The sequence below is a fragment of the Piscibacillus halophilus genome, from assembly GCF_900110685.1.
GTDB classification, from domain to species: Bacteria; Bacillota; Bacilli; order Bacillales; family Alkalibacillaceae; genus Piscibacillus; species Piscibacillus halophilus.
The window spans coordinates 14,606-40,636 of record NZ_FOES01000023.1; the positions used below are offsets into that span (position 1 = coordinate 14,606).

25 protein-coding genes are annotated in these 26,031 nt (G+C 36.6%); 15 read left to right on the forward strand and 10 right to left on the reverse strand.

The window, feature by feature from the left end; genetic code table 11:
• Positions 1 to 15: 15 nt before the first annotated feature.
• From BMY57_RS10390 to BMY57_RS10405, 4 genes are all read right to left on the reverse strand, one after another.
• Positions 16 to 840 carry a carbohydrate ABC transporter permease gene (locus BMY57_RS10390; protein ID WP_091774039.1) on the reverse strand — a complete coding sequence of 275 codons (825 nt, stop codon included), beginning with the start codon at positions 838 to 840 and terminating at the stop codon, positions 16 to 18.
• Positions 840 to 1,715: a carbohydrate ABC transporter permease gene (locus BMY57_RS10395; protein ID WP_091774041.1), complete on the reverse strand. Its 876-nt coding sequence runs from the start codon at positions 1,713 to 1,715 to the stop codon at positions 840 to 842. The genes BMY57_RS10390 and BMY57_RS10395 overlap by 1 nt, the downstream gene beginning before the upstream one ends.
• Before the next feature lie 92 nt (positions 1,716 to 1,807).
• On the reverse strand, positions 1,808 to 3,043 hold the full coding sequence (locus BMY57_RS10400; protein ID WP_091774043.1) for an ABC transporter substrate-binding protein: 1,236 nt from the start codon (positions 3,041 to 3,043) through the stop codon (positions 1,808 to 1,810).
• Positions 3,044 to 3,054: 11 nt separating this feature from the next.
• Positions 3,055 to 5,424, reverse strand: coding sequence for a glycoside hydrolase family 65 protein (locus tag BMY57_RS10405; RefSeq protein WP_091774045.1), 2,370 nt, complete (start codon positions 5,422 to 5,424; stop codon positions 3,055 to 3,057).
• 317 nt (positions 5,425 to 5,741) lie between these two features.
• On the opposite strand from BMY57_RS10405, the gene BMY57_RS10410 reads away from it, so the two are divergent.
• From BMY57_RS10410 to BMY57_RS10425, 4 genes are all read left to right on the forward strand, one after another.
• Positions 5,742 to 6,233, forward strand: a complete 492-nt coding sequence (locus BMY57_RS10410; protein ID WP_177176368.1) for a sigma-70 family RNA polymerase sigma factor — start codon at positions 5,742 to 5,744, stop codon at positions 6,231 to 6,233.
• Positions 6,234 to 6,403: 170 nt separating this feature from the next.
• On the forward strand, positions 6,404 to 7,075 hold the full coding sequence (locus BMY57_RS10415) for a hypothetical protein (protein ID WP_246247666.1): 672 nt from the start codon (positions 6,404 to 6,406) through the stop codon (positions 7,073 to 7,075).
• Complete coding sequence (locus BMY57_RS10420; protein WP_091774051.1) at positions 7,072 to 8,304, forward strand: efflux RND transporter periplasmic adaptor subunit; 1,233 nt, start codon at positions 7,072 to 7,074, stop codon at positions 8,302 to 8,304. Before BMY57_RS10415 ends, BMY57_RS10420 begins: the two co-directional genes overlap by 4 nt.
• 293 nt (positions 8,305 to 8,597) lie before the next feature.
• Positions 8,598 to 9,134: a ribonuclease H-like YkuK family protein gene (locus BMY57_RS10425; RefSeq protein ID WP_091774053.1), complete on the forward strand. Its 537-nt coding sequence runs from the start codon at positions 8,598 to 8,600 to the stop codon at positions 9,132 to 9,134.
• 83 nt (positions 9,135 to 9,217) lie between these two features.
• Here BMY57_RS10425 and BMY57_RS10430 read toward each other — a convergent pair whose 3' ends face one another.
• Positions 9,218 to 10,078: a DUF1028 domain-containing protein gene (locus BMY57_RS10430; protein ID WP_091774055.1), complete on the reverse strand. Its 861-nt coding sequence runs from the start codon at positions 10,076 to 10,078 to the stop codon at positions 9,218 to 9,220.
• A 165-nt stretch (positions 10,079 to 10,243) separates the two neighbouring features.
• Here BMY57_RS10430 and BMY57_RS10435 point away from each other — a divergent pair, with 165 nt between their 5' ends.
• Positions 10,244 to 11,578, forward strand: coding sequence for a short-chain fatty acid transporter (locus BMY57_RS10435; RefSeq protein ID WP_091774057.1), 1,335 nt, complete (start codon positions 10,244 to 10,246; stop codon positions 11,576 to 11,578).
• A 184-nt stretch (positions 11,579 to 11,762) separates the two neighbouring features.
• Here the strand turns inward: BMY57_RS10435 and BMY57_RS10440 are convergent, their stop codons facing one another.
• A complete protein-coding gene (locus BMY57_RS10440) occupies positions 11,763 to 12,974 on the reverse strand; it encodes an MFS transporter (RefSeq protein ID WP_091774059.1) in 1,212 nt (403 codons plus the stop codon).
• 128 nt (positions 12,975 to 13,102) lie between these two features.
• Between BMY57_RS10440 and BMY57_RS10445 the strand changes: the two genes are divergently transcribed.
• From BMY57_RS10445 to BMY57_RS10475, 7 genes are read left to right on the forward strand one after another with little or no spacing between them, the layout of a single operon-like run.
• Complete coding sequence (locus tag BMY57_RS10445) at positions 13,103 to 13,777, forward strand: GntR family transcriptional regulator (protein WP_091774061.1); 675 nt, start codon at positions 13,103 to 13,105, stop codon at positions 13,775 to 13,777.
• A complete protein-coding gene (locus BMY57_RS10450; protein ID WP_091774063.1) occupies positions 13,774 to 14,970 on the forward strand; it encodes a CaiB/BaiF CoA transferase family protein in 1,197 nt (398 codons plus the stop codon). Before BMY57_RS10445 ends, BMY57_RS10450 begins: the two co-directional genes overlap by 4 nt.
• Positions 14,971 to 14,985: 15 nt before the next feature.
• A complete protein-coding gene (locus BMY57_RS10455; protein ID WP_091774065.1) occupies positions 14,986 to 15,903 on the forward strand; it encodes a hydroxymethylglutaryl-CoA lyase in 918 nt (305 codons plus the stop codon).
• Between the two features lie 13 nt (positions 15,904 to 15,916).
• Positions 15,917 to 17,350 carry a 3-isopropylmalate dehydratase large subunit gene (leuC, locus tag BMY57_RS10460; protein ID WP_091774067.1) on the forward strand — a complete coding sequence of 478 codons (1,434 nt, stop codon included), beginning with the start codon at positions 15,917 to 15,919 and terminating at the stop codon, positions 17,348 to 17,350.
• On the forward strand, positions 17,334 to 17,939 hold the full coding sequence (gene leuD / locus BMY57_RS10465; protein WP_091774069.1) for a 3-isopropylmalate dehydratase small subunit: 606 nt from the start codon (positions 17,334 to 17,336) through the stop codon (positions 17,937 to 17,939). Before leuC ends, leuD begins: the two co-directional genes overlap by 17 nt.
• A 30-nt stretch (positions 17,940 to 17,969) precedes the next feature.
• The gene (locus BMY57_RS10470; protein ID WP_091774071.1) at positions 17,970 to 18,206 is read left to right on the forward strand and encodes a hypothetical protein; all 237 of its coding nucleotides are present in this window, start codon (positions 17,970 to 17,972) and stop codon (positions 18,204 to 18,206) included.
• Positions 18,206 to 19,699, forward strand: a complete 1,494-nt coding sequence (locus BMY57_RS10475) for a sodium:solute symporter family protein (protein WP_091774073.1) — start codon at positions 18,206 to 18,208, stop codon at positions 19,697 to 19,699. Before BMY57_RS10470 ends, BMY57_RS10475 begins: the two co-directional genes overlap by 1 nt.
• A gap of 78 nt (positions 19,700 to 19,777) precedes the next feature.
• On the opposite strand, the gene BMY57_RS10480 is transcribed toward BMY57_RS10475, so the two are convergent.
• The gene (locus tag BMY57_RS10480; RefSeq protein WP_256205294.1) at positions 19,778 to 20,677 is read right to left on the reverse strand and encodes a DMT family transporter; all 900 of its coding nucleotides are present in this window, start codon (positions 20,675 to 20,677) and stop codon (positions 19,778 to 19,780) included.
• A 30-nt stretch (positions 20,678 to 20,707) separates the two neighbouring features.
• Positions 20,708 to 21,304, reverse strand: a complete 597-nt coding sequence (locus tag BMY57_RS10485) for a TetR/AcrR family transcriptional regulator (RefSeq protein ID WP_091774075.1) — start codon at positions 21,302 to 21,304, stop codon at positions 20,708 to 20,710.
• Positions 21,305 to 21,414: 110 nt separating this feature from the next.
• On the opposite strand from BMY57_RS10485, the gene BMY57_RS10490 reads away from it, so the two are divergent.
• Both BMY57_RS10490 and BMY57_RS10495 read left to right on the forward strand, forming a co-directional pair.
• On the forward strand, positions 21,415 to 22,752 hold the full coding sequence (locus BMY57_RS10490) for a short-chain fatty acid transporter (RefSeq protein WP_091774076.1): 1,338 nt from the start codon (positions 21,415 to 21,417) through the stop codon (positions 22,750 to 22,752).
• Between the two features lie 21 nt (positions 22,753 to 22,773).
• Complete coding sequence (locus BMY57_RS10495) at positions 22,774 to 24,288, forward strand: class I adenylate-forming enzyme family protein (protein ID WP_091774078.1); 1,515 nt, start codon at positions 22,774 to 22,776, stop codon at positions 24,286 to 24,288.
• A 103-nt stretch (positions 24,289 to 24,391) separates the two neighbouring features.
• Here the strand turns inward: BMY57_RS10495 and BMY57_RS10500 are convergent, their stop codons facing one another.
• Positions 24,392 to 24,727, reverse strand: a complete 336-nt coding sequence (locus tag BMY57_RS10500) for a hypothetical protein (RefSeq protein ID WP_091774080.1) — start codon at positions 24,725 to 24,727, stop codon at positions 24,392 to 24,394.
• Between the two features lie 175 nt (positions 24,728 to 24,902).
• Complete coding sequence (locus BMY57_RS10505; RefSeq protein WP_256205295.1) at positions 24,903 to 25,562, reverse strand: LCP family glycopolymer transferase; 660 nt, start codon at positions 25,560 to 25,562, stop codon at positions 24,903 to 24,905.
• Positions 25,563 to 25,826: 264 nt separating this feature from the next.
• On the opposite strand from BMY57_RS10505, the gene BMY57_RS10510 reads away from it, so the two are divergent.
• Positions 25,827 to 26,031 (forward strand): transposase (locus BMY57_RS10510; RefSeq protein WP_501037449.1); only part of this gene is annotated, 205 nt, incomplete at its 3' end.

The window sequence follows — 26,031 nt, forward strand, 5'->3', positions numbered from 1 at the left end:
CCTCCATTCTAACTATTACTTAACAGCACCTTCACCAATCCCTTTGATGATATGTTTTTGAGCTGCTGCGTAGAAAATGACAACTGGTATAATTGTCAAGACTAAACCTGCCATGGCTTGGTTCCATTGAATTGTAAATTCACCGAAGAAATAGAATGTCGCAAGTGGAATTGTTCTCAATCCTTTATCCGTCAACACTAGAGATGGTAGTAAGTAGTCATTCCAAATCTGAATTACATTAAGAATAATGACGGTCACCGTAATCGGCTTTAAGATCGGAAAAATAATTCGCCAAAACAGGCCGAACTTAGAACAACCATCGATCGTTGCCGCTTCTTCTAACGACATCGGTATCGACTTCACAAATCCGTGATATAAGAAAACAGCTAAGCTCGCGTTAAATCCGATATGCATAAAAATCAATCCGCCACGTGTATTTAAAAACGGAATTCCTGTTACCGTCATCAATTGATCCATGAACTGAATCAGTGGCATCATAATCGTTTGGAACGGAATTAACATCGTTGAAATAAACACCATAAAAATGATTTTACTTATGACATTATCGGTTCTAGCTAACATCCATGCCGTCATCGAGGCCAAGATCACGATGAAAATCACCGAAATAATCGTAATCACTAACGAGTTTAAAAACGCCGTTAAAAAATTCATTTTAGTAATCGCTGCCGAATAATATTCAAACGTTAATGTCTCAGGCAGAGCTAACACATTTTCGTATAACTCCGAACGACTCTTAAAGGAGTTCACAAACATAACGTAAATCGGAGATAGGAATAAGAGAGACCCGACGACCAATAAAATCTCTTTGATATATCTCATTACATCTCAACCTCTCTCTTTTTAGTAAGATAAACTTGCGTCAGCGTAATCGCAGCAACGACTATGAAGAAAATAATTGCCTTTGCCTGACCATAACCATAATTTCCATAACCAAAAATCTCATTATAAATATGCATCGCGAATAGCTCTGTTTGATTCACAGGACCACCATTCGTTAATGAAAGGTTCGTATCATAGATTTTAAAACCAAACGATAACGTTAAAAACATACTAATCGTAAACGACGGCATGAGTAAAGGGAACATAATATTTTTTAGACGTTGCCAATAACTTGCGCCGTCAATTTTCGCTGCTTCAATAACGTCATTAGGAATACTTTGAATCCCAGCGATATAAATAATCATCATATATCCCGCCATCTGCCAAGCGAATACAATGACTAACGCATACATCGCAAAATCTTTATCTAACAACCAGTTAAAGAAAATTTGATCATACCCCGTTGCTTCTCCAAGCATTTTTAAAACATCTGAAAAAATAAACTGCCAAATATAACCTAAAATTAAACCACCAATTAAATTCGGCATAAAAAACATCGTACGTGCAAAATTTGATGATTTAAGCGCCGTTGTAACTAATAAGGCAAATCCTAACCCGAGTATGTTGACTAATATAACACTAAAGAAAGTAAATTTAACGGTTAACCAAGCAGAATTTAAAAATCGTCCATCACTTAGTAGCTCTATGTAATGATCAAAACCGACATAAATCATTGGATTTGCCGCAATACCATCCCACTCAAAAAACGAATAAAATATACCGATTAAAAACGGAATTAATACAACGATTGTAAAAATCATAATGAGTGGGACTGTAAATACGAGGTACCATAATCGATTGTGCAATCTTGACATGTCAATCCCTCTTCTCTAAACTTAATCTCTCATATCCTATAAAACTATAACAGGACCCGTCTTAGACGAATCCCATTATAGTTCCATTCCAATTATTTCACTGCATTCTGCCAAGCTTCATCAAATAATTGAATGAAATCCTCACCTGATATATTTTCATCTAGGAAGAAATCTTGAGCTGCAGGCATAAAGTCATTTGTGACAACACTAGCAGGATAGTAGTTTTGTGCCCAAGGAATTGTCTCACCGCTGTTAGAATACTCTAATACAATGTCAGATAACACATCTAAATCATTCGCTTCGATGTTTGTCATCGCAGGCACGAAACCGAACTCCTCAACGACAAATCGTTGACCGGTTTCACTTGTGTGTAACCACTCTAAGAAATCAACAGCTGCTTCAATCTCAGCTTCATCTTTCGTTCCATTTACAGCCCAGTTTGCCCCAACACCAACGGCTAACTTGTCATTACCTGCTAATGGGAATGGCATCATACCCACTTCAAAATCATAATCATAATCCGCTAACATACCCATTGCCCAGTTACCTTGGTGGACCATTGCTGTTTTACCAGTAGCAAAGTCACCCATTTGCTCGTCATACGTATAATCCATTGGGTTTGGTGAGTATTCACGAATCGCTTCTAAAAATTTACCAAACTCTTGGAATTCAGGCGTTTCAGTCATTGTAACTTCACCTTCTGATAGCTGATCAATGTATTCAAAATGATCCTCTTGTAATGAGAATGGATAATTACTCATATGACCAATTAAGAAATACGCTTCAGAAGAAAGTGTTAATGGGTCAACCCCTTCGTTACTTAAGCGTTCCAATGTATTTACAAAAGAATCATAATCTTGAATGTCCTCTTCACTCACTAAATCTTTGTTGTAAACTAATCCGAAACCTTCAACACCATAAGGAATTCCAACGACTTCACCGTCAATTTCTACCGCCATATTCGGTGCAATGTTATCAATAAACTCCTCACCACTTAAATCGTGTAGATAAGACTTAATGTTTTCTGCTTTTTTGTAATCTTGTAAGCTTAAAATCGAAGGACCTTGATTACTGTTTAATCGCGTTTGTAACTGCTGGAAGTAATCATCACCAGTCGTACCCCATACTTCGACTTCAACTCCTGTCTCCTCTTCATAGATTTCAGCTAGCTCTTCCATCTGCTCTGAAATCTCAACCTTTGTTTGGAAAATTGTAATCTTCTCACCATTAGATTCAGCACTTTCATCATCTGAATCCCCACCTGAACAAGCACTTAATACAAGTACTAATCCTAATAATAATGCGACCCAAAAACTTTTAAGTTTCATGGTCATCCCCCTTATAATTTATTATTGATCACTGAAGTTTTTACAAGCGGAACCGTTAAATCATTCGCTAATTTATATTCCACCTGGTTAATAGATAACTTCAGTAAATGATCACTAGATTTCGAGATGGACACCTCATCGTGAGTAACCACAATGTGAAGTGTCTCACTATGCCATTCGATGTTAAATGACAACTTCCGCCATTCTTTTGGTAAGTTCGGTTGAACCGTTAAGCCAGAGTCCGTCAAACGAACCCCCGCAAAACCAAAAATCGCAATACTCCATATTCCTGCAATCGAAGCTGCATGAATCCCATCATTAGACGATGTCATATTCGGACCTAAATCAATGTCGGATGCATGTTTAAACAAGTCATACGCTAAATCTAAGTCCCCTAACTCACTGGCCAGAATCGCATGTGTCGATAAACTGAGTGACGAATCATGAAGCGTTCGCGGCTCGTAAAAGTCAAAATTATTCTTTTTTAACTGCTGGTTAAAATGAACATCATCTTTTAAGAATGTCTGTTCCAATAAATATAGTAATATCAGTACATCCGCTTGCTTCGTCACTTGAATACCGTTAATTTGCTCTTGATTGTAATCTTTATAGATTGTCCTAGCCTGAGTTTGTTGCTTATATTTCGATAAATCGATTTGAGTTAAATTAAAATACGTATCATCTTGAGGTATGATCCCAACCTCATTCGGCTGAGGTAAGTAAATCTTCTCAACCTTTTCCAACCAGTTTGGATAAGCATCTTCAATATTTAATAGTTGATTCAACTTTTCGTAGAGCTCTTGATTGGATTTCTTAAGTTCATCAACATATCGAATCGCAAGCTTTAAATTAAAATACGCCATATAATTCGTATACGCATTGTTATTCACATGCTCTTTATACTCATCAGGTCCTATCACATCGTGAATTTCATAACGCCCACGATCAGCTTGCCACTCTAACCGACTCGCCCAAAACCGCGCACTATCCAACACAATTTCGTAACCATATTCATCTAAAAAGGCTTGATCACCTGTTACTTGCACGTATTGATAGATAGCAAATGAAATATCCGCTGTAATATGCTGCTCGATCATACCAGACCAGATCTTACTTCTCTCACCTGTTACAATATCGATATCTCCATACAACGGAGTCGCTTCCCCATCATCAGGAAACGCCATTTCCCAAGGGTACATTGCACCCTCATAACCGTTTTCTTTCGCTTTCTGTCTAGCACTTTCAAGCCCTAAATAACGATAGGTTAATAGAGAACGCGCAACTTTCGGATTTGAATAGGTGAAAAACGGTAGAATAAAAATCTCCGTATCCCAAAACGAATGTCCCTTATAACCTTCTCCACTCAACCCTTTGGCACCGATTCCCATACGCTCGTCATGTGCCGGCGTCATCACGGTCATATGATAGATTGAAAACCTCATCGCCAATTGATCGAACGGATTCTCACTGTCAATTTCAACTTGATAGCGGTTCCACACTTGATCTAACCAGGCTTGGCGATGTTTTTCAAATAACAAATCATAGTTTGATAGATTTCTCACTTGTTTAAGTCCAAACCGTTTTAGTTCTTCTGAATTAGGTACATCCTGGTCGCGACTCGTATAGACCGTATTCATTTTCTCTAAAGTCAGGTTATCATTCGGCATTAAATGAAGTGAAAACTCCACCCCCACCTTACGTCGTGCCATTAACATGGATCGCGTGACGTCACCAAGCTGCCCATTCTTTAATAATTCATGTCGGCTATGTATAACCACATCCACATTTGAATCATTCGTCGTTTGAACATATTCAAGCAAATCTTGATCGTAAATCCGAGGAACCCCATTTAAAAAATGTTGAGCTCCTGTATTCGTTGTCTGACCATTGATACAGCTGACGATTCTCAAGTCTGCCTCATGCGTCAAACTCTTAACCTCTATTCTCATTCCAACAACATGACGATGAGCTAATGATACAAACCTTCTGAATTTAAATTCGAATCGCTTACCATGAGGTGACTCCCACTGAAACGATCGAATCAACTCGGCATCCTTTAAATTTAACTCACGTTGATAACCAAAGACTTTTCCTTTCTCTAGTGAAAAACGTTCACCATCTATGTATAGGTCAACTTGAGTAACATCTGCCAAATTAGGAAGCTCCGTGACCTCAGTCGGATCAGCTTTATTAAAAGTCCCATTCACCAACCAATCCCGGGTCTCCCCATAATAAAACTCCTCAGTGGCAGAACGTAGTCCCATATATCCATTCCCGAGTGAAAAGATCGACTCAAACTTCCCCAGATGATATGGCGAAAACTCGGACTCAACAACCATCCAATTTTGATACTCCTCTTTACCACTATCATAAACAATCATATAAAAACTCCAATCCAAATACTTCCGAAAACGTTTTAGATAATTATAAAAAAATAAATTTGAAGCAACTTCGAAAACGTTTTAGTTTTATAACAAAAATAAAAAGCGACTCTAATCAACTTATGTAAAAGCGCTTACAAATAGTATAAATTCATCTGAAATATCTGTCAATAAAAATATCACTCCAAAAAAGAGTAAAAATTTCCTATATTTTTGTAAAAAATAGGTGACAATTTTCAGAAAAATTTTATAATAGTAATTGAATGAACGTTCATATCATTTTAGGGGCCGGCCCTATGGCATATAGGGGGAGGATAATGATAACCAAACATTCGCATTTCATTAAAGTTCTTGAACAATATGAAGGTATGATTTACCACCTCATCTACAAATTAAACATCATAGATCGAGATGGCGAATTTTATCAAATAGGGTTGATTGCTTTATATGAAACTTATCGGAAATATAAAGGCCGCGACATATTTGGAAAACTCGCCTATATGACCATTCACAGTCGTTTGATCGACGAATTAAGAAAACAATCTCGTGTTAACAAAAAAGAAACCTTGGTAGGTCGAATTGAGGGTTATACTTTAACAACCTTATCTTATGGGCATATTGACCCATACCTTTGGAAAACCATCAAAGAACACTTAACAGCAAAACAATGGACCTATGTCCAAAAGCGATACATTGAAGATAAAACCATTAAAACCATAGCTCTTGAAGAAAACACTACGATTAATGCGGTCAAATACTTAGGTAAAGAGGTGAAGAAAAAACTAAGAATCATTTTGAAGGACTATTAAGATAGGCAGCCACTTGTATCCGTGGCTGTCTTAAACCAATATGATTTTTCCACACTTCTCCACACCACTCATCCTTTTCTACCAAAATATTAAAAATAATCTATAAATTATAGTCAAATCTTGTCAATTCATCTACAATATGAATAAGTACATAAAAAAGGATGACGATCATGCAAAACTATCTCTACCGTTTATTCACAGATATGGATGGCCAACTCTTTCGAATCCAAAAAGCTGAAGACATTCAGAAAGTATGGAAAGCAAGTCTATTACTATTTCTAGCAAGTATCGCCATTTACTTTTGGATGGCCTGGCTCGGTATGGGAACAAATCTCATCTCTCAAGAATTCACGTCGACCACTCCAGACGTTTATAACGCCTATAAATTATGGTTCATCATGGGACGAGCACTATTTGCCATTTTGCTCGCCGTCATCATTCTTTACCTCACCAGTTTTTATTTCTATTTATTCACTAAAATTCGATACAAGAAGCTTGTCATCATGCAACAAGTCGTGTTGATGATGATGCTTTTTGAAAGACTTTTATGGATCCCGTTATTCGTCTATTTAGGGCTTGACTGGTACGTCTCCCCTTTCTCACTTGGCATTATCACATCATATTTCACACAGCACGAATGGTTTTTATACTTTTTCGGATCCATTACCATTATTCAAATTTGGATTATAGCTTTTCAGGCTAAATATCTATCTAGATTATCTCCGATGAAAATATGGAAAATCTGGACGTTGGTCATCATTTGGCACCTTATAAGCTACCTCATTGTTGCAACCCTAGGCTATTTCGATGAACAATTACTCGTTAGGTGGTTTGAATCATGAGACATAAACGAACACTTTTTCTAACCCTACTATTTATTGCTGTAAACTTTGTACTCATCTATATTGATGACGAACAAAAAGTTGACCGAATTTCATACGTCGATGAATGGGATCAAACTCAAACGATGGACATGAGAGAAAACCTTGTACAAAACGGTGTTCTTAAACCCATTGAAGAAGAACACATATACTTCAACCAACAACAAGGTAACTTCCAATCCTTCATGGTTGAAAAAGGTGAGACGGTTGACGTTGGCGATCCACTTTATACCTATTCAGTCACCGATTACAACCAAACGTATCGCGCCCTTACGAATGATATCCAAAGACTACAAGATGAAGTTAGTTCGTTAGAAATGATTATTACAGAAATTGAAACATATAATATCCCTATACAAGATGATTCTATCCAAATCTCGATCAACAACGGCGAAGAAGAGCATGAGCTCGAGATTCCAGTGGAAGGACAGCTTGAAACCGAATTTCAAAAACAACAATTTTTGTTAGAAAAAAGTGCTAATTTAGCAGAAAAAGAAGCTCAATTGAGTAGTTTAGAAAACCAATTATCTGACCTCGAACAAACTGGCGATACCATTACAGTCGAAAGTCCAATGGCAGGAATCATCAATCAACTGTCCGTTTCTTTGGACGACCCACTCATGACAATCAGTAGCCAAGAACTTCAAGTATACGGAGAATTAACTGAGGAACAACGCTCAATGGTTGAAGAATCAATGGAAGTAGGAATTATAACAGAAACAGAATTAGATACGTTACCAGGTGCTATTTCCGATATAAGTGACGTACCAGAAGAAGGTGATTTAAATGAAGACAGCTCTTATCCAATCACCGTCACTTTTGATGAAGAGTATGAGGACGAACTCCTAAAACCTGGTTTTCACGTTGGTCTCGATATTACTCTCAATGAATCATTAGCAGCTGTCGTCATCAATCAAGACCATATCTTCGATCAAGAAATTTGGAAAATGACCGATGATGGAACACTTGAACGAACTAATATAACCCCTGGCATCGAAAAGGATCAACTGGTTGAAATCATCGAAGGTGCAGAAGCTAATGAGCCCGTTGCCTATGATCCAGTTGAGCGGCTTCGTGATGAGACAACCTTTATTACAGCTTTAGATTTAGAAGCTTTGACTTGGTTCATGATTAAGCCCGAGAATATTGAATGGAAGAAGTATTTGGTGATGGGACTGTCATCTAGGTAATCATTCATATTAAAGCTTTTTTGAGACGCTTTTTATGGTTTATGAGACGTTTATGTGAATTTATGGGACTTTTTCACAACTTTATGGAACGTTTTCACGGATTTATGGAATGTTTTTACGAATTTATGGAACTTTCTCATGGATTTATGGAACGTTTTCACGAAATATTGGTATGAAAACCACCGTTTATGAGACATCGTTGATCAGTTTTTTACTTATTTATTAATAAAATAAAGTAACAACCAAATAATATGGTTCATAATCTTGATCATCAAGGAAGGTTGTTTTCCGTCATGTTAAATTATCGGGTGTTGAATTACACTTTCGAAAATTTAAAAGAAAAGCACATGACCTTTGAACAAGTATTTGATCATATCCTAAATTTTATGCGCTTAAACCCGAACGGGAACTATAAACTCATGATTGGTACGGACTCACAGGTTCAACATGACCACACACTATTTATCACAGGTATTGTCATTCAATGCGAAGGAAAAGGTGTGTGGGCATGTCTTCAGAAGAATAAAGTGCCGAGGAAAATCACCAATTTGCATGAGAAAATCTCATATGAGACATCATTATCAGAATCCGTTTTTTCAATGTTTACCCAAGAAAGAAAAGATGCCATGTATGAAATCGTCTTACCCTATGTCGATCGTGGCGCTAGTTTTACGATTGAAGGGCATATTGACATAGGCGCAGGCGAACGAAACAAAACTAGAGTCTTTATAAACGAAATGATCGCTCGAATTGAATCGATGGGCGCTCAACCTAAGATAAAACCGGATGCCTTTGTGGCGAGTAGTTATGCGAATCGTTTTACGAAATGATTCTTTTAATCAAACGTTTGATTAATTAAGACAAATTAAAAAAATGACCCTGACTTAAGGATACAGGGCCAACTTTAAGGAGTTTATTTACCTACTATATAGGAGTAGAGTTCTAAATCAATTTTTCCTTCTTCTTGCTCCCGCTCTTCAAAGTTTTCCGTATGAATAAAGTTACGGAAAGCCTCATCAAAATCTCCACCTTTTTTTAAAAACCCTAGTTCTACCAATTTCTCAGACAACGCTTCTTTCTTCTCGTTATCAATTTCAACTATGTTTTCTTCCTTCGTGCGATTAAAGTAAAGCTGGTGCAAACGATAAATGCGTTCAAGTTCATCGATCGGCGTCTCATGTTCATCTACACGCAAGTCTAAATAACGATCATTGTACCCGCCGTAACCACCTTTTTCTTTAACAATAAACATAGCAGCTGATTGCATGCCTCGCTTATCCCCACCTGCTTTTTGTGCTGCATGAAGACAAGCTAATAGTCGTTCAGCTAATGTCTGTCCTTCTGTCTCTTCAAAGGTATCCGCCATCGCTGTAACGGTGTCTTCCCCGACTAAAATATTTCCTTGAGCCGCATAGTTCTTCCCTGCTCGTCCTCCTGCCCAGTCATAGCAGCTATCACCTGTATAGGTAGCTGAGTTTCCATTAAAGTCCACAATACCAACTTGACGCATGGCTGCATCTGGATCGTTCTTAACAAGGACATCTAACGCCTCTTGAGCCGTTTTACCTTCACGTAATAAAGCTAGACCATCAGGACCAAATGCGGTATTTGCCAGTGATTGGGTTGCGACAGCTCCAACATTCGCTTCAGCCCACGGTACAACAGCGCCGACACCTAGGAATTTGGATTGCGTTGCCACACCCAGTTCCCCTGTATTTGGGTCAAACCCAACTATTGAAAATGTTGCCACTAGATTGTTTGGTGTTTTAGCCATTCTATTACTCTCCTTTTCATCAACCTTAAAAAATATCACTCTTCTATAGTATCAAATAATTTAGAAAAATAGGAATAATCAATTGAACAAGCTCTTAAGATTAAATATAATGAGAAACAGGCTTTCTTCTGAAAGCGTTTTCTAACATCTAAGGGAGGGAAATTTATGTTACGAGGCTTAACGTCCTTTTTCAATCGAATCGTCCAACGTTATTTACCGGATGCCTTTTTATTCGCCATTATTTTAACTTTTATCGCATATGTACTTGGTGTCCTCTTCACCGACAGTGGCCCTATGCAGATGGTCGAGCATTGGGGGACTGGATTTTGGGACTTACTGGCGTTCGCCATGCAAATGTCTCTAATCGTCGTGACAGGTTACATATTAGCAAATAGCCCGCTCATTAAAGGGTTTTTACAACGAATTAGTACTTTGGCTAATACGCCTGGTCAAGCCATCTTACTCGTGACAATCGTAGCATCGATTGCATGTTTAATTAACTATGGGTTTGGATTAGTGGTTGGGGCATTGTTAGCGTTACATGTTGCCAAACGTATTCCATCTGTGGATTACCGACTGCTGATTGCCTCGGCCTATAGTGGATTCCTACTTTGGCATGGAGGAATGTCGGGGTCAATCCCATTAACGATTGCTACTGATGATCACTTTTTAGCAGATATCCTTGGAAATGTTCCGATTACGGAAACCCTATTCAGTGGTATGAATTTATTTATCGTATTAATCTTGCTTGTGACACTTCCACTCATGAACTGGTTAATGAACCGTTCGAGTGATGATACAGGTACGATTGACCCACAGTTTTTAAATGCACAAATGGTTTCAACTGAAGTTGAAGATCGCGACGTTAAAGAGGACATGACACCAGCGGAACGTCTAGAAAATAGTCAAGTCGTTTCGTTGATCATCGGAGTACTAGGATTAGTGTTTATTACGTTGCACTTTGTCCAAAACGGACTCGACATTAATATCAATATTGTCAACTTCATCATACTATTCCTAGGAATCCTATTACACAGAACTCCTCGTCGATTCTTGAATGTCTTGAGTGATGCTGTGAAAAATGCTGGAGGAATCATTATTCAATTCCCGTTCTACGCTGGAATTATGGGCATGATGGTTGCCTCAGGCTTATCAGAACAAATGTCCATTTGGTTTGTGAACATCTCAAATGAGGTCACTTATCCATTATTTGCGTTCTTAAGCGCGGGAATCGTTAACTTCTTTGTCCCTTCAGGAGGCGGTCAGTGGGCTGTACAAGGACCGATCATGATTCCTGCTGCACTTGATTTAGGTGTTGATACCGCAAAGACTGCTATGGCCGTTGCGTGGGGTGATGCATGGACGAATATGATTCAGCCGTTCTGGGCTCTACCGTTACTTGCCATCGCTGGCCTGAAAGTAAAAGATATTATGGGCTTCTGTATGGTCATTTTACTTTGGAGCTTTATACCAATTTCACTAGCTCTATTATTCTTCTAAACTACAAAGACTTCCGGTTTACCGGAAGTCTTACTTATTACCGTATACTCAACAATATTGATTATAGATATTGTTTTATTTTTTCATCTAACCATGAAGGTTTGTCTAAACTTGAAACACTTCCATTTATAAAATCGTTTATTGATTTTAGACGCTCTTTCTCCTGGTTTAGTTTTTCCTCTGCTTAAGTTCTAGTCCCCTCCTCTTCTACCCCATACCGTGTAAATAGAAGTAATATAGTAACCAAAAACATAATGACTGAAAAGTACACCCAACCAAGTGAATAACTAGAGTAGTCGGTTATAACCCCGAATATCGGAGGACCAATTAATACCCCCATCGTACCAAGCATGATACTTATACCACTAGAAGCGCCCGATTGTTCTTTTGGCACTAATTCTGTAGCTGCATTCATCCAAATTCCGTTAAATCCAGAAATACAAAATCCTAAAACGCCGACAATTAAAGTAATTAATACATACGGGAACCCTTCACCTAATAATGATAAAATTATTGCTAAGCATCCCGCTACAGTTGATATGGTAATTAAAACTATTATTCTATTACTATATAAATATTTGTCACTAATCATCCCCCATAAGATTCTCCCTAATGATCCAAAAACTTCTGAAATAACAAGTAATAACCCAGCTAAAAACAAGGTGTAACCAAGTTTTTCATAAGCAAATAAAACAATATATGTATTTAACATCATTTGTCCTGCACTTAAGCCCATCGCACAAAAACTAATTAATATTAAAGCTTTATGTTTCAATACTGAAAGAAGCGATTGCATAAAATTTTTAATATCTTTTGTATTACCTATAGAGTTAGAAGGTTCTACATAAAGTCGTGAAGCCATAACACCATAAGCAATTAATAAAATACTAGTTACTAAAACAATAGTTCTCCAGCCAAATTCATTCGATAAAGGTAACAAGATCAATGCACTTAAAGCCGATCCTACCGTCACTCCAGTTTGCTTAATTCCCATAGCAAGCCCCAATTGTTCTTTATTAAACCAATATAAAACGCCTCTATTAGAAGCGGGATGCATGGCCCCATAACCCGCTCCTCCTAAAAAAAGAAGCAATAATAAAATGATAAAGATATTTGTAACTGATACTAGTATAAAACTTGATCCAATTAGAATTGTTATTCCAATAATCATTTTCCTAGTACCAACACGATCCGTAATTAAACCAGCCGGTATAGAATTAAATGACTGACCAACAAAAAAAGCAGCCGGTAACATTCCAATTTGTGCTTTTGTAAGATTTAAATCCTCTCCTATTAAGACACCTAAAGGAGATATACTTCTCCCTAATAGAGCAACAACTATTTGAAGTAGCAATAAAACGAATAACATTCTCCAAGGATTTATTAAACGATTCATAAGTAATCAACTCTTCGCATATTTTTTAATTAATTCAAATATAATGAAAATTTTATATTTTGTAAATGTTGACAAAATACAAAATACAGTTTACACTTCCAAAAAACAACCTGTAAGGGGGAAATTTTATGGATAGCATAGTAAAATCCGAACCATTTCACATTCAAGCTTACAAAAATATTCAACGAACACTCCTCGAAAAGGAATTCTCCCCTGGAGAACAACTAACCGAAACTTCTCTCGCTAAAAAACTTGGAATTAGTCGAGGTCCCGTTCGTGAAGCAATTAGAATGCTGTTACATGATGGCTTACTTGTACAAAAAGGAGTACATGTATATGTATTTGATCCACAGTTAAAAGATGTGTTGGACCTTTATTTATGTAAAGAACGTTTAGAACCTTTAGGAGCACGTCTTGCAGCATCAAATATTGATGAACCCGGTATTAAAGAGCTAAATAGCATTATTTCCAAAACTGAAAGCGCTTTATCAAATAAATCTGATAACAAAGAAATTGCTTCCCTCAACACAGATTTTCATAGCCTCATATCGAAATACTCCCAAAACCAGCAATTAATACAATTCATGAATCTTATTCGAGCAAAGAATATTTATATGAGAAATGTACTCCTTGGGGACTTTACCAGAAAAGAAAACTTCATAGATGAACATAAGAATATAGCGGATGCCATTATTAATCGAAATCCAGATGCAGCTGAAACCTTAATGAAAGAACACATAAAAAATGATTTAGATACTTGGAAAATTATTTTTAACGATCAAGAAGGAGATGAAAAACTATGAGTCAAACACTCGAAGGATTAAAAGTTGTCGAGTTAGGTAGTTTAATAGCTGGCCCATTTGCTGGAAAAATGTTTGCTGAGTTCGGTGCTGATGTTTTAAAAGTCGAGCCACCCAAAAAAGGTGATCCATTACGTGAATGGAGACATGTTTATGATGGGAATTCACTATGGTGGAGATTACAATCTAGAAATAAAAAATCAGTAACTATTAACTTGAAATCTGAAGAAGGTCAAGATATCGTTCGCTCCCTTGTGAAAGATGCTGACATTGTAATAGAAAACTTTCGACCTGGTACTCTTGAAAAATGGAACCTTGGTTATGAAAATTTATCAAAAATTAATCCCGGAATCATTATGGTGAGAGTGTCTGGTTACGGTCAAACAGGTCCATATAAAGATAAACCTGGATTCGGCAGTATCGGTGAATCAATGGGAGGAATTCGATATGTTACGGGTCATCCAGAGCTCCCTCCCCCACGGGTTGGAATCAGTTTAGGAGATTCGTTAGCGGCTATGTACTCTGTTATAGGAGCCATGATGGCCCTTTATCATCGCGATATAAAAGGAACAGGTGAAGGACAAATTGTTGATGTTGCATTATATGAATCTGTCTTTAGTTTAATGGAAGGTATGCTACCAGAGTACGACAAGTTCAAAGTTATCAGAGAGCGTTCAGGAGCATCTTTACCAGGAGTAGCACCTTCAAACACTTATCAATGTAAAGACGGCAAATATATTGTCATTGGTGGTAATGGCGATGCCATATTTAAGAGATTTATGAATGCCATTGGTCGCGCTGATTTAGCTGATGACCCAAGTTTTGAAAGTAATAAAGGTAGAGCCGCCAATGCTGATTTCTTAGATGAGGCAATTGAAAACTGGACTAATACAGTAGATTTAGATACGGCATTAGAAACACTAGATCAAGCTCATGTCCCTGCTGGCCCAATCTATAACATTGAAGATATTATAAAAGATCCACAATATAACGCTAGAGAGATGATTCAAGAATTTGAATTAGGTGAAAATGATAATTTAAAAATTCCAGGAATTATACCTAAGTTAAGCCGCACACCTGGACGAACTAATTGGTTAGGCCCTGAATTAGGCGAACACACTGAGGATACTTTGAAAAACCTATTAGGTTTAGATCAACAACAAATAGAAGAATTAAAGTCTAAAGGTGTTATCTAGAAAGGAGGTTTATTTATGAAGGAAATTAAAATTCAAGAGGTCATGCCGAGAGATGGATTACAAAACGAACCTTTATTTGTCCCAACTGAGAAAAAGGTTGATTTGATTAACCGACTAAGTCAATCAGGCGTAAGCAAGATTGAAGTCACATCTTTTGTTTCCCCAAAAGCAATACCAAATTTAAAAGATGCTGAAGATGTCATGACTCGTATCGATCGAAACCCGAATGTCATTTATAGCACTCTTGTCCCGAACCTTAAAGGTGCAGAACGAGCTGTTCAATGCAAAGTTGACGAAATTAATCTATTAGTTTCGGCTAGTAATACCCACAATTTGGAAAATGTCAGACGTACAACAAGTGAAACTTTCGACAACTTCAATAAACTCATAGATTACCTTTCAGATTATGACGTTATACTTAACGGTTCATTAGGCACTACATTTGGTTGTCCCTTTGAAGGTCACATTCCTCAAGACCGTATTTTTGAATTGGTTGAATCCTACTTAAAACTAAATGTTAAAGGTATAACTCTTGCGGATACAACAGGAATGGCTACTCCAAATCAAGTCTATGACCTATGTTCAGAACTAATCAATCGTTACCCTGAAGCTAATTTCACCTTACATTTCCACAATACGAGAGGTATGGGACTAGCCAATGTTTTAGAAGGTATTCGTGCTGGTATCACACAGTTCGATTCCTCTTTAGGTGGAGTTGGTGGATGTCCTTTCGCTCCCGGTGCATCCGGAAACATATGCACAGAAGATCTAGTTCACATGCTTCATTTCATGGGATACCAAACAAATGTTGATTTAGATTTAATCATTAATATCTCAAAACAACTACAAGATGTACTACAACATGAATTACCTGGACAAATCATAAAGGCTGGTAAAATTACAGATCTTCATAATTCTTCTATATCAAATTAAAAGGAGGAAAATTATGTCTGGTAAAACATTATTTGATAAAGTTTGGGAACGTCATCTCATTGATTCAAACTTAGACCAACCTCTACTCTTTATTGATTTACATTTAATTCATGAAGTCACTTCACCCCAAGCGTTCTCACTTTTAAAAGAACAAGGTAGAAATGTCAGAAGACCAGACCTCACATTTGCCACAGCAGATCATAATGTACCCACTAAAAATCGAGATGATATCAAAGATATTCTTGCAAAAAAACAAGTTGAATTCTTGGTTAATAGCTGTCATGAACATGGAATTACGGTTTATGATTTAGATCACCCTGATAACGGAATCGTTCATATTATTGGACCTGAACTCGGTTTAACAACCCCAGGAAAGACTATCGTTTGTGGTGATAGTCACACTTCTACTCATGGGGCATTTGGTTCATTAGCCTTTGGTATAGGATCAAGTGAGATTACACACGTTCTAGCCACACAAACTTTGCCACAAAATAAACCTAAAACGATGAACATCCATTTAATAGGCAGTAAACCAAAAGGAGTTTCAGCCAAGGATATTATCCTAAAAATTATTGGAGAGATTGGCACTAATGGTGGTACAGGACATATTGTTGAGTTTACTGGTCAGACCATTAAAGAGATGTCAATGGATGAAAGAATGACCATTTGTAATATGATTTTAGAGGCAGGTGCTCGTTCAGGTATGATCGCACCTGACGAAGTGACCTTTAATTATTTAAAAGATAAACGTTTTGTACCAAAAGGTGAAGACTGGGACCGTGCTGTTGACGAATGGAAACAACTACACAAAGATGAAGATGCTACATATGACCAAGTTGTTAAAATAGATATTTCTAATTTAGAACCTCAAGTTACTTGGGGCACAAACCCTGGGCAAGTCATCTCTATTAGTGAAAACATCCCATCACCTACTAGTTTTAACAATGATATAACTCGTTCTACAGCGAAACAAGCCTTAAATTATATGAATTTAAATGCTCTAACACCAATCAAAGATGTTAGTATCGACAAAGCTTTTATAGGATCCTGTACTAACTCACGGTTGGAGGATTTAGAACTCGCTGCAGAAATTGTAAAAGGACATAAAGTTAATGAGAACGTTACAGCGTTAGTAGTGCCAGGATCTTATCACATAAAACGAAAAGCCGAAGAAAAAGGATTAGACCAAATATTTATTAACGCTGGATTTGAATGGCGTGATCCTGGTTGTAGTATGTGCCCAGGTATGAACTCCGACATGGCTAAACCGGGAGAACGTATTGCCTCAACTTCCAATAGAAACTTTGAAGGACGGCAAGGTAAAGGAGCTAGAACTCATTTAGTAAGCCCTGAAATGGCCGCAGCTGCTGCGATTAAGGGACATTTTACAGATATAAGAGAATGGCATTATAACGAATGGGGTGAGGCTGATGCAACCATTTCGTAATCATTTGGGTAAGGTAGTACCTATAGATAAAACGGATATTGATACGGATATTATAATTCCTACAGAGTTTTTAAAAAGAATTGAGAGAACAGGATATGACAAACATTTAATGTACTATTGGCGGTACGACGATCAAGGACGTATAAAAAAAGATTTCCCCTTAAATCAACCTCAATATCAAGGTACAACAATTTTATTGACCGGTGATAATTTTGGTTGCGGATCTTCTCGTGAAAATGCAGTTTGGGCTTTGTATGATTATGGATTTAGAGTTATATTGGCCCCTTCATTCGCAGATATCTTTAAAAACAACTGCACCAAAAATGGTTTACTACCTATTGAACTTCCACAACAAGACATTCAACAACTTTTCCATTTTACCACTCTAGACATTCTCAAACTAACGATAGATCTGGAAAATCAAGTTATTACTAACCACGAAGACTTAAATTTCTCATTTGATATCGATCCACATACAAAATATAAGTTTATCAATGGATTAGATGATATTGATATAACTTTAACCGCAGAAAGTTCGATTAATCGTTTTGAACAAGAAAGACCATTTTATATGGATCCTTACAATTAATGAATCTAACTTTTCGGGGAGGTTAAAAAAATGCTTAAAAAAGAACCGATTAAAAATAGGAAGCTTTGGATTACATTTGGGATACTATTCATCCTTAGTGTACCATGGTACTTTCCTACAGGAAGTTATGACCCTATTATTCTAGGCGTTCCCTATTGGGCATGGATCATCATATTAGTTTCATTGGCTTTTTCAGTAACTATTACTTACGCTATTAAAAATCTATGGATTTCTGATGAAACACTTAATGAAGAGGAGGATCAATAATGGAGGAAAATTTAGCTTTTGGTGGCTGGTCCGGAATTTTTATCATGGCCGTTTATGGATTGCTCATGTTAGGGATTGGCCTTTACACATATATGAAAAATAAAAATGTGAGAGAAAGTAACGAGGAATACTATTTAGGCGGTAAAGGACTTGGTGTATTGGTTCTCTTCTTCACCTTTTACGCTACTCAGTATAGTGGTAATACCATTATAGGTTATGCCCCTCAAGGTTACAGAATTGGATTTGAATGGTTACAATCTGTAACGTTTATGATTTTAGTAATCGTCGGTTATTTACTATTCGCACCTAGACTATATACATTAAGTAAGAAGCATAAATTTGTAACACCTACGGATTGGTTAGATAAAAGGTTTAAATCAAAAGGTGTCACAATTCTTGGTTCTATTTTAATGCTATATGGATTAGGGAACTATTTATTAGAACAATTAGTAGCAGTAGGACAGGGTGTGTCTGGATTAACAGGTAATGCTGTCCCCTATCAAATAGTTGTTGTCTTTTTCATTTTTATCATGCTAACTTATAGCTGGTTAGGCGGTATGAGGTCAGTTGCTTACACTGATACAATGCAAGGTATTGCTTTATTGTTTGGTGTGTTCATACTTATTCTTGGTTCCATTTTATATTTCGGAGGTCTCCCTACTTCTGCGGATTATATGCAAGCATTCTCTCCAGAAAAGTTAGGAGTTCCAGACACCGGAGGAATTGTAGGATGGTTTAGTATGCTAGCACTTGTTACAGTTGGTGCCGCCGTTTATCCTCACGCCATTCAGAGAATTTTCTCTGCTAAAAACGAAAAAACATTAAAAAATTCTTTAATTGGAATGTCATGGATGCCATTCTTAACAACGGGAGTTGTTCTACTGATTGGTATCATTGGGATTAATGCTTTCCCCGACCTTGATCGAATGGGTTCCGAACAATTAGTTGGTATGATGGCAAATGTGGTAGCATCTCAAAATTTATTCTTCTATTGGGCTATGGTATTACTTTTTGGAGGGATTATAGCAGCAATCATATCCACAGCAGACTCAGTGTTGTTGACCTTTTCTTCTATTATTTCCAAAGATTTATACGGTAAATTTATCAACTCTAAAGCATCTGAACATAAACAAATTAAAGTTGGTAAAGTTACAGGTGTTATAGCTGTCTTTTTATTATTAATAATTGCATGGTACCCACCAGCTACGTTATACGAAATCTTTGTACTAAAATTTGAGTTACTCATTCAGATAGCACCAGCTTTTATACTAGGCCTTTACTTCAATAAATTGCATACACCTTCCGTTTTTGTAGGAATGCTTGCAGGCACCATTGTTGCAGCGACTATGACATTTACAAACTTTACCCCATTTGGTGTGATTAGTGGGCTTTGGGGACTAGCCATAAATCTTATTATTGTCGTTATCGGAAGTATGGTATTTACCGTTCAAAAAACTCAACAAGATGAAGCCCAAAAAGTAATTGGATTCTAGATTACTTTTTTGCAAAGGATTCAAAACTCTATTCTTTTAAGAGTAAGAAAGACTTCCAATTAATGCTGGAAGTCTTTCTTACTTTCGTATACTAGATAAAAACACACCACTTAAAATTAATGCAGAGCCAATCATGACACTAACAGTCAAAACTTCCCCGAGTAATAACCACCCGAAGAACAACCCAAATACAGGGACTAAAAGCGATGGCATCGTTGCCCCAATCATATCCAGATTACCCAACAACATAAACCAAATCGTAAAACAAAGAGCACTCGCCAGTACGCCCGTAAACAAGACATAGTAAATACTTTCAACTGTCCAAACCACTGTCTCTCCATTTTCAGCCATCCAAGCGACCAGAGCAATTCCAACCGTTCCGAAAAGCATCTGATAGGCATTAACTTGAAGTTTTGATAACTCACTTAATTTAAGTCGGTAATACACATTCGAAGCTCCCCATGACACGGCGGATAAGATAATGAGTATCTCACCAATAATCACGTCGGCAGATTGATGGCTAAGAGCATCCGATCCCATCACAATCAAGAGACCCGCTACACCAAGGCCAACCCCTCCCCACCGAAGTGGAGATATTCTTTCTTTAAGAAAAACAGCCGCTAGTAATCCACTCCACAATGGCATGGAATATAATAAAAGCGATGATTTTCCAGCATCGATAAATTTTAAGGCGTACATAACAAGTATGAACACAATACTAGTTTGTAAGATTCCCACAACAATTAAATGTGGAATCGCATGTCGAGGTGGCCTCCCGACTCTTAAAAGCCAAACGATGCTCATCATTGCAGCCGCTCCCGTCATAAAACGTAAAGCAGAAAAGGTAAACGGCCCCATATAAAGAAGTGCATCTTTCATAAGGACCCATGAGTAACCCCATAATAAGGTTATGAGTAGGATAAGCACCCATTGTATCCATTTTTGTTTCATCATATTGTCTATTGATATTGATTTCATAGAGATGCTCCTTTAATATAACCATCATAACTAATTAGAAGATAACCCTCTAATCATAGTAAAAAATAATAGTTCTTGTTCCTCCTCAAGAGAATAAGATCCCTCATTAATACTCCAATCATAAAGAAGTCCCCTCATAACTCTTAAGCACACTGTAACCATTTCCGAAGCAGTTATATCATTTCTGAATTCACCATTCTTTTGCCCTTCTACAAAAATATTGTTCAAAATCCTATACAAAGGTCGATCTTCCATTAAAAAATAGCTTTCGCGAGATGGATCCAACTCATTTTCATATATGGTTCTAGTAATGTCCCAACCTAAGTCTTCCTGAATATACTTCATTTGTAGTTTTAAGAAAACTTTAAGTTTATTTGAACTCGTTTCTTCTTGTTCAATTATATCTAATAAAACATCTTCATAATACCGATCGATTTCCTTAAACTTATTAAGGAAAACCTCATGCTTGCTCTTAAAATGAGTATAAAATGCACCTTTAGATGTTCCAGTTATTTGGACAATTTCATCTACCGTCACATTACGGAAGCCTTTTTCTTCAAAGAGTTTGATAGCTGCATCAGAAATTTTCTTTTTAGTTAAACTGGCCTTATGTTGACGTTTATTCATAATATCACCTTTTTCAGAATATTATTTAAATATTGACAAAGAGACTACGGTCTGTAAAATATAAACTAATAAACAAAAATGTAAGCGTTAACAAGAAAGGGGAGAATTTTATGTTAAGGTCTGTTTCACAAAAATTTAAAGTCGGGATTGAAAATTATTTACCAAATGCATTTATATTTGCTATTCTACTTACATTTTTAACATTAATACTAGGCATGACCATCACTGATGAAAGCTTATTTAATATGACAACACACTGGTATAGTGGCTTTTGGGACTTTTTAGCATTTACTACTCAGATGATTCTAATTTTAATAACTGGTTATGCTCTTGTAAAGGCACCTTTAGTTCACAGGTTATTAATTAAATTAGCTTCCATACCAAAATCTCAAAAAACGGCAATTGTAGCTGTGATACTAGGTGCTGCAGCTACAGGTTATCTTAGTTGGGGCTTAGGATTTGTATTTGGTACATTATTTGCAATCGAAGTGGCAAAGCGTGTGCCTGAAGCTGATTTTCGAATTCTGATTGCTGCAGCTTATACAGGTACCATTGCCATTTTACCAGCAAGTATATCATTAACGGCTCCATTACTTGTAAACACCCCAGAACATTCACTAGAAGAAAAAATCGGACTAATCCCACTCTCGCAAACTACTTTTAGTCCCATCATGTTACTAACGGCTTTTATAGGATTAGCTGTTGTATTATTCGCCTATATTAAAATGGCTCCAGAAAAAAAAGATGTCATACCTTATAACCATGATGAGGAACAAGAAGAACCAACTAAAAAAGCGAGTATGTCTAATCATACATTTGCAGAAAAAATGAATAACAGTCGAATCATCAATTACGCAATTGTTTTACTTGGTTTACTATGGCTAAGTATATACATCGCAAACAATGGTTTTAATTTAGAGCTCAATATCATGAACTTTACATTTATCATGTTAGGGTTAGCCTTACACGGTACCCCATCAAGTTACATGAATGCCATTACTGATGGCATGTCTTCAGCTTCAGGAATTTTATTACAGTTCCCTTTCTATGCTGGAATCATGGGGATGATGGTAGGATCAGGATTAATTACCGTTATTGCTGAAAGTTTTGCGTCTATAGCAAATGAGATCACCTTTCCATTTTTCAGCTTCTTGTCCGCAGCCATTGTAAACATATTTGTTCCATCTGCTGGAGGACAATGGCAAATACAAGGACCCATATTAATAGAAGCACTCGAATCTTTCAACTTGCCCGCTACAGTAGTTGTAAATACTGTTTCTATTGGAGATGTTACGACCAATTTATTACAACCTTTTTTTGTCTTACCAGCTTTAGGTTTAGCCAAATTAGGACTAAAAGATATATGGGGATATTGTCTCGTATCTATGATTCTTTTATTTATTGTCACTTCTATTATTGTAACTGTTCTTCCAATCATTCTTTACTAAAAGATTAAGGAGGAGTTCATCATGTTAACACATGGGAATTTATCAATCTATGATTACTTAAAAAAACAAGTAAATCGATACGGGGGTAAAGCATTCCTTTATTATGAAGATCAAGTCATATCATACTCAAATATGTTAGAAAGAGCGAATCAAATGGCAGCTTGGTTAAAACAACAAGGGATTAATAAAGGTGATGTCATTGCTGTTATGATCAAAAACCAACCGTTTTTCTATGACGTATGGTTTGGTTGCGCTGCTATCGGAGCCATTATGTTACCCATAAATACTGCATCCACCCCTAGAGAATTGGAATATTTCTTAGAACACTCTGAGAGCAAAGGGGTCTTTTATGACAATGATTTAATCAATGTTAATCATAAAGAAGTTATGAAAAAGTTAAACTTAAGTTACTATCGTGAAAATAACAAAGAATTATGCAATGAAATATCCCTGTATAGTAAAGAAAACCATAATGATCCAGTGGATAGCATGGATGTTTGTTCTATATGCTATACTTCAGGAACAACATCTAAACCTAAAGGCGTATTGATTACACATGAAAACTACTTATACGCTGGACACTCTTCTGTCCTTTATCAACAATTAACAAGTGAAGACCGTTACCTAATTTTTCTACCATTATTTCATGTTAATTCACAATATTACACGTCAATGGCCATGTTAACTGTTGGCGGATCAATCATTCTTTTAGAGAGGTTTAGTGCCAATACATTTTGGGACACTGTATCGAAATATAATCCAACTGTCTCAAGTTTCGTCGCTACCATCATAAAAATTTTATTAAGATTACCAAAGCATCCTTATGAAAATCAACATAATATTAGACAGATTGGTTATGGACTATTCGTTAATAAAAATGATATTGAAGAATTTCAAGAAAGATTTGATATCAAACTATTTCAATGGTATGGCATGACAGAATCCATAACAACCAATATTACAACCCCTTTATATGAAGAAATGCCAGTAGACCCTAACACAGGCATATTATCAATTGGAAAACCTGGTCTCGGTCAAGAGGTTAAAATTATTGATGAAAACGGGGATCAATGCGACTTTAATCAAGTGGGAGAAATAGTAATCAAAAGCCCTTCATTAATGAAAGGGTACTATAAAAACAAATTAGAAACTGATAAAACACTCAAAAACGGTTGGCTTTATACCGGTGATTACGGATACATGAATGAAGAAGGATTCATTTGGTTTGTCGACCGAAACAAAGATTTAATTAAGAGGGCTGGAGAAAACATTTCATCAGTTGAAATTGAAAACCAATTATACGACCATCCAGACATTCTACATTGTGCTGTTATAGGTGAACCAGATGAAATTAGAGAGGAAAAAGTAGTAGCTTATATACAAACGGAAAATGACCACCTTTCAGAAAATGATATTATTGAATTCTGTAAAGAAAGACTATCAGAATTTAAAATTCCAGAAAAAATTCATTTTGTAGAGGATTTCCCAAGGACGTCAATTGGTAAGATTCAAAAACATTTACTGAGAACCAAATGATAAATATATTGGGAGAGCTTTACGCTCTCCCTTTTTGCTAAAAAGTAAATTACTCTTATTTACAAATTTAAATAAAGATCCCACGAATAAGATAGGTTAATGATTAACTTATCACACTTATTCGGTCTAACACCGCTTCCTTTAATTGATCTAACCGTTTTTCCGATTCTTCTCTCGTCTCACCCTTTACCCCAAAATAAAATTTAATCTTTGGCTCCGTTCCAGATGGACGTAAGCAACACCAAGAATCATCACTTAAGATAAACTTCACAACGTTTGAAGTTGGTAAATCAATCGATTCCGTCTTTCCTGTTTCCATAATCGTACGTTTACCAATTTGATAGTCTTCCACAGCTTGAACGGTTAGTTCCCCTACTCGATCAATGGACCTTATACGGAAACTCTCCATAATCGAGTTAATCTGTTTAGAGCCATCCATTCCTTCTAATTTAATAGAATATAAATCTTCTAAATAATAACCATGTCGTTTCGATAAAACGTTTTCAAATACAACTCAGCTTTTTTTAACCTTTATCTTGCTGAAACTTTATAATTGGCCTACTGTAATTTTGTAGATAATGCAAGAAAATTCGGTATAAAAACTATTTCGCTGTTTATATCGTAGCAGCTTGTAACACTTCACGTTGACGTTCCGTTCGTCCAAAATCGTTATCAGGGTCTTGTTTACGCATTCTAGTGTAATGAAGTGCTTCTTCCCCATTTAAATGAACCTCACCAGCTGGAAATATATGCCCGCCTGAACTGAATTCAAAATCATTATTTACCGTGACTCCTCCTACAGCATCTACCCCATCTCGAAATCCTTCCATGTTGACCCGAGTGTAGAAGTGTACTGTCGTATCTAGGAGGTTTTCAACGGTTTCGACTGCTAATTCGGTACCACCAAATGCATATGCATGATTGATCTTATCGTTCCCTCTCCCAGGAATTTCTACATATGTATCACGCGGAATACTGAACATTAAAACTCTATTTGTATTCGGATTAAGTGAAGCAAAAATCATAGTATCTGAACGACCTTTATCATTTGGCCGTTCATCTACTCCCAGAAGTAGAACATTGATTGGCTCTTTATTTTCCATTGTTTCTTGTACCAATTCTTTACGTAGTACATCCGTTTCAAGCGGTTCATACATCTTCGCAACGGTATCTGACACTTGATTGTACATATAGAGCGCATAACTCCCAACGGACAATAGAAGCACTAACGTAATGGATCCAACAATAATCAACAGTTTTTTACGTTTCGACATACTCCCCTCATTTTCACCTAAGACTTATAAACTATAATATTGTAAAATTTGGATAATTTCAATACTGAATTTGTCAGTTGAGGGGGATCAAAAGCAGGGTTGCTATTCCCATATAAAAGTTGTTCACATAGAAAAAGTTGCCTATAAAAGGCAACTTCAGGCTGTCGAGAAAGTCTCGACAGCCTATATTTTTTGCCTAAACTTTAACAATTCACCGCGTTAATTTGTTATAATATAGTTAGATTAATAAAAGGCGGTGTTCCCATGTTTAATAGTAATAAAGAGCGTCAAATGGAAATAGAAATGGTTACAATTGATGAGCTTGTCCCTGATGAACATTTATTAAGAAAAATAGATCGATACATAGACTTTTCTTTCATTCCAGAAAAAGTTCGTTCATATTACTCTGAAGATAATGGTCGACCTTCGCTCGACCCACTCGTATTATTCAAGATGATGTTTGTAGGTT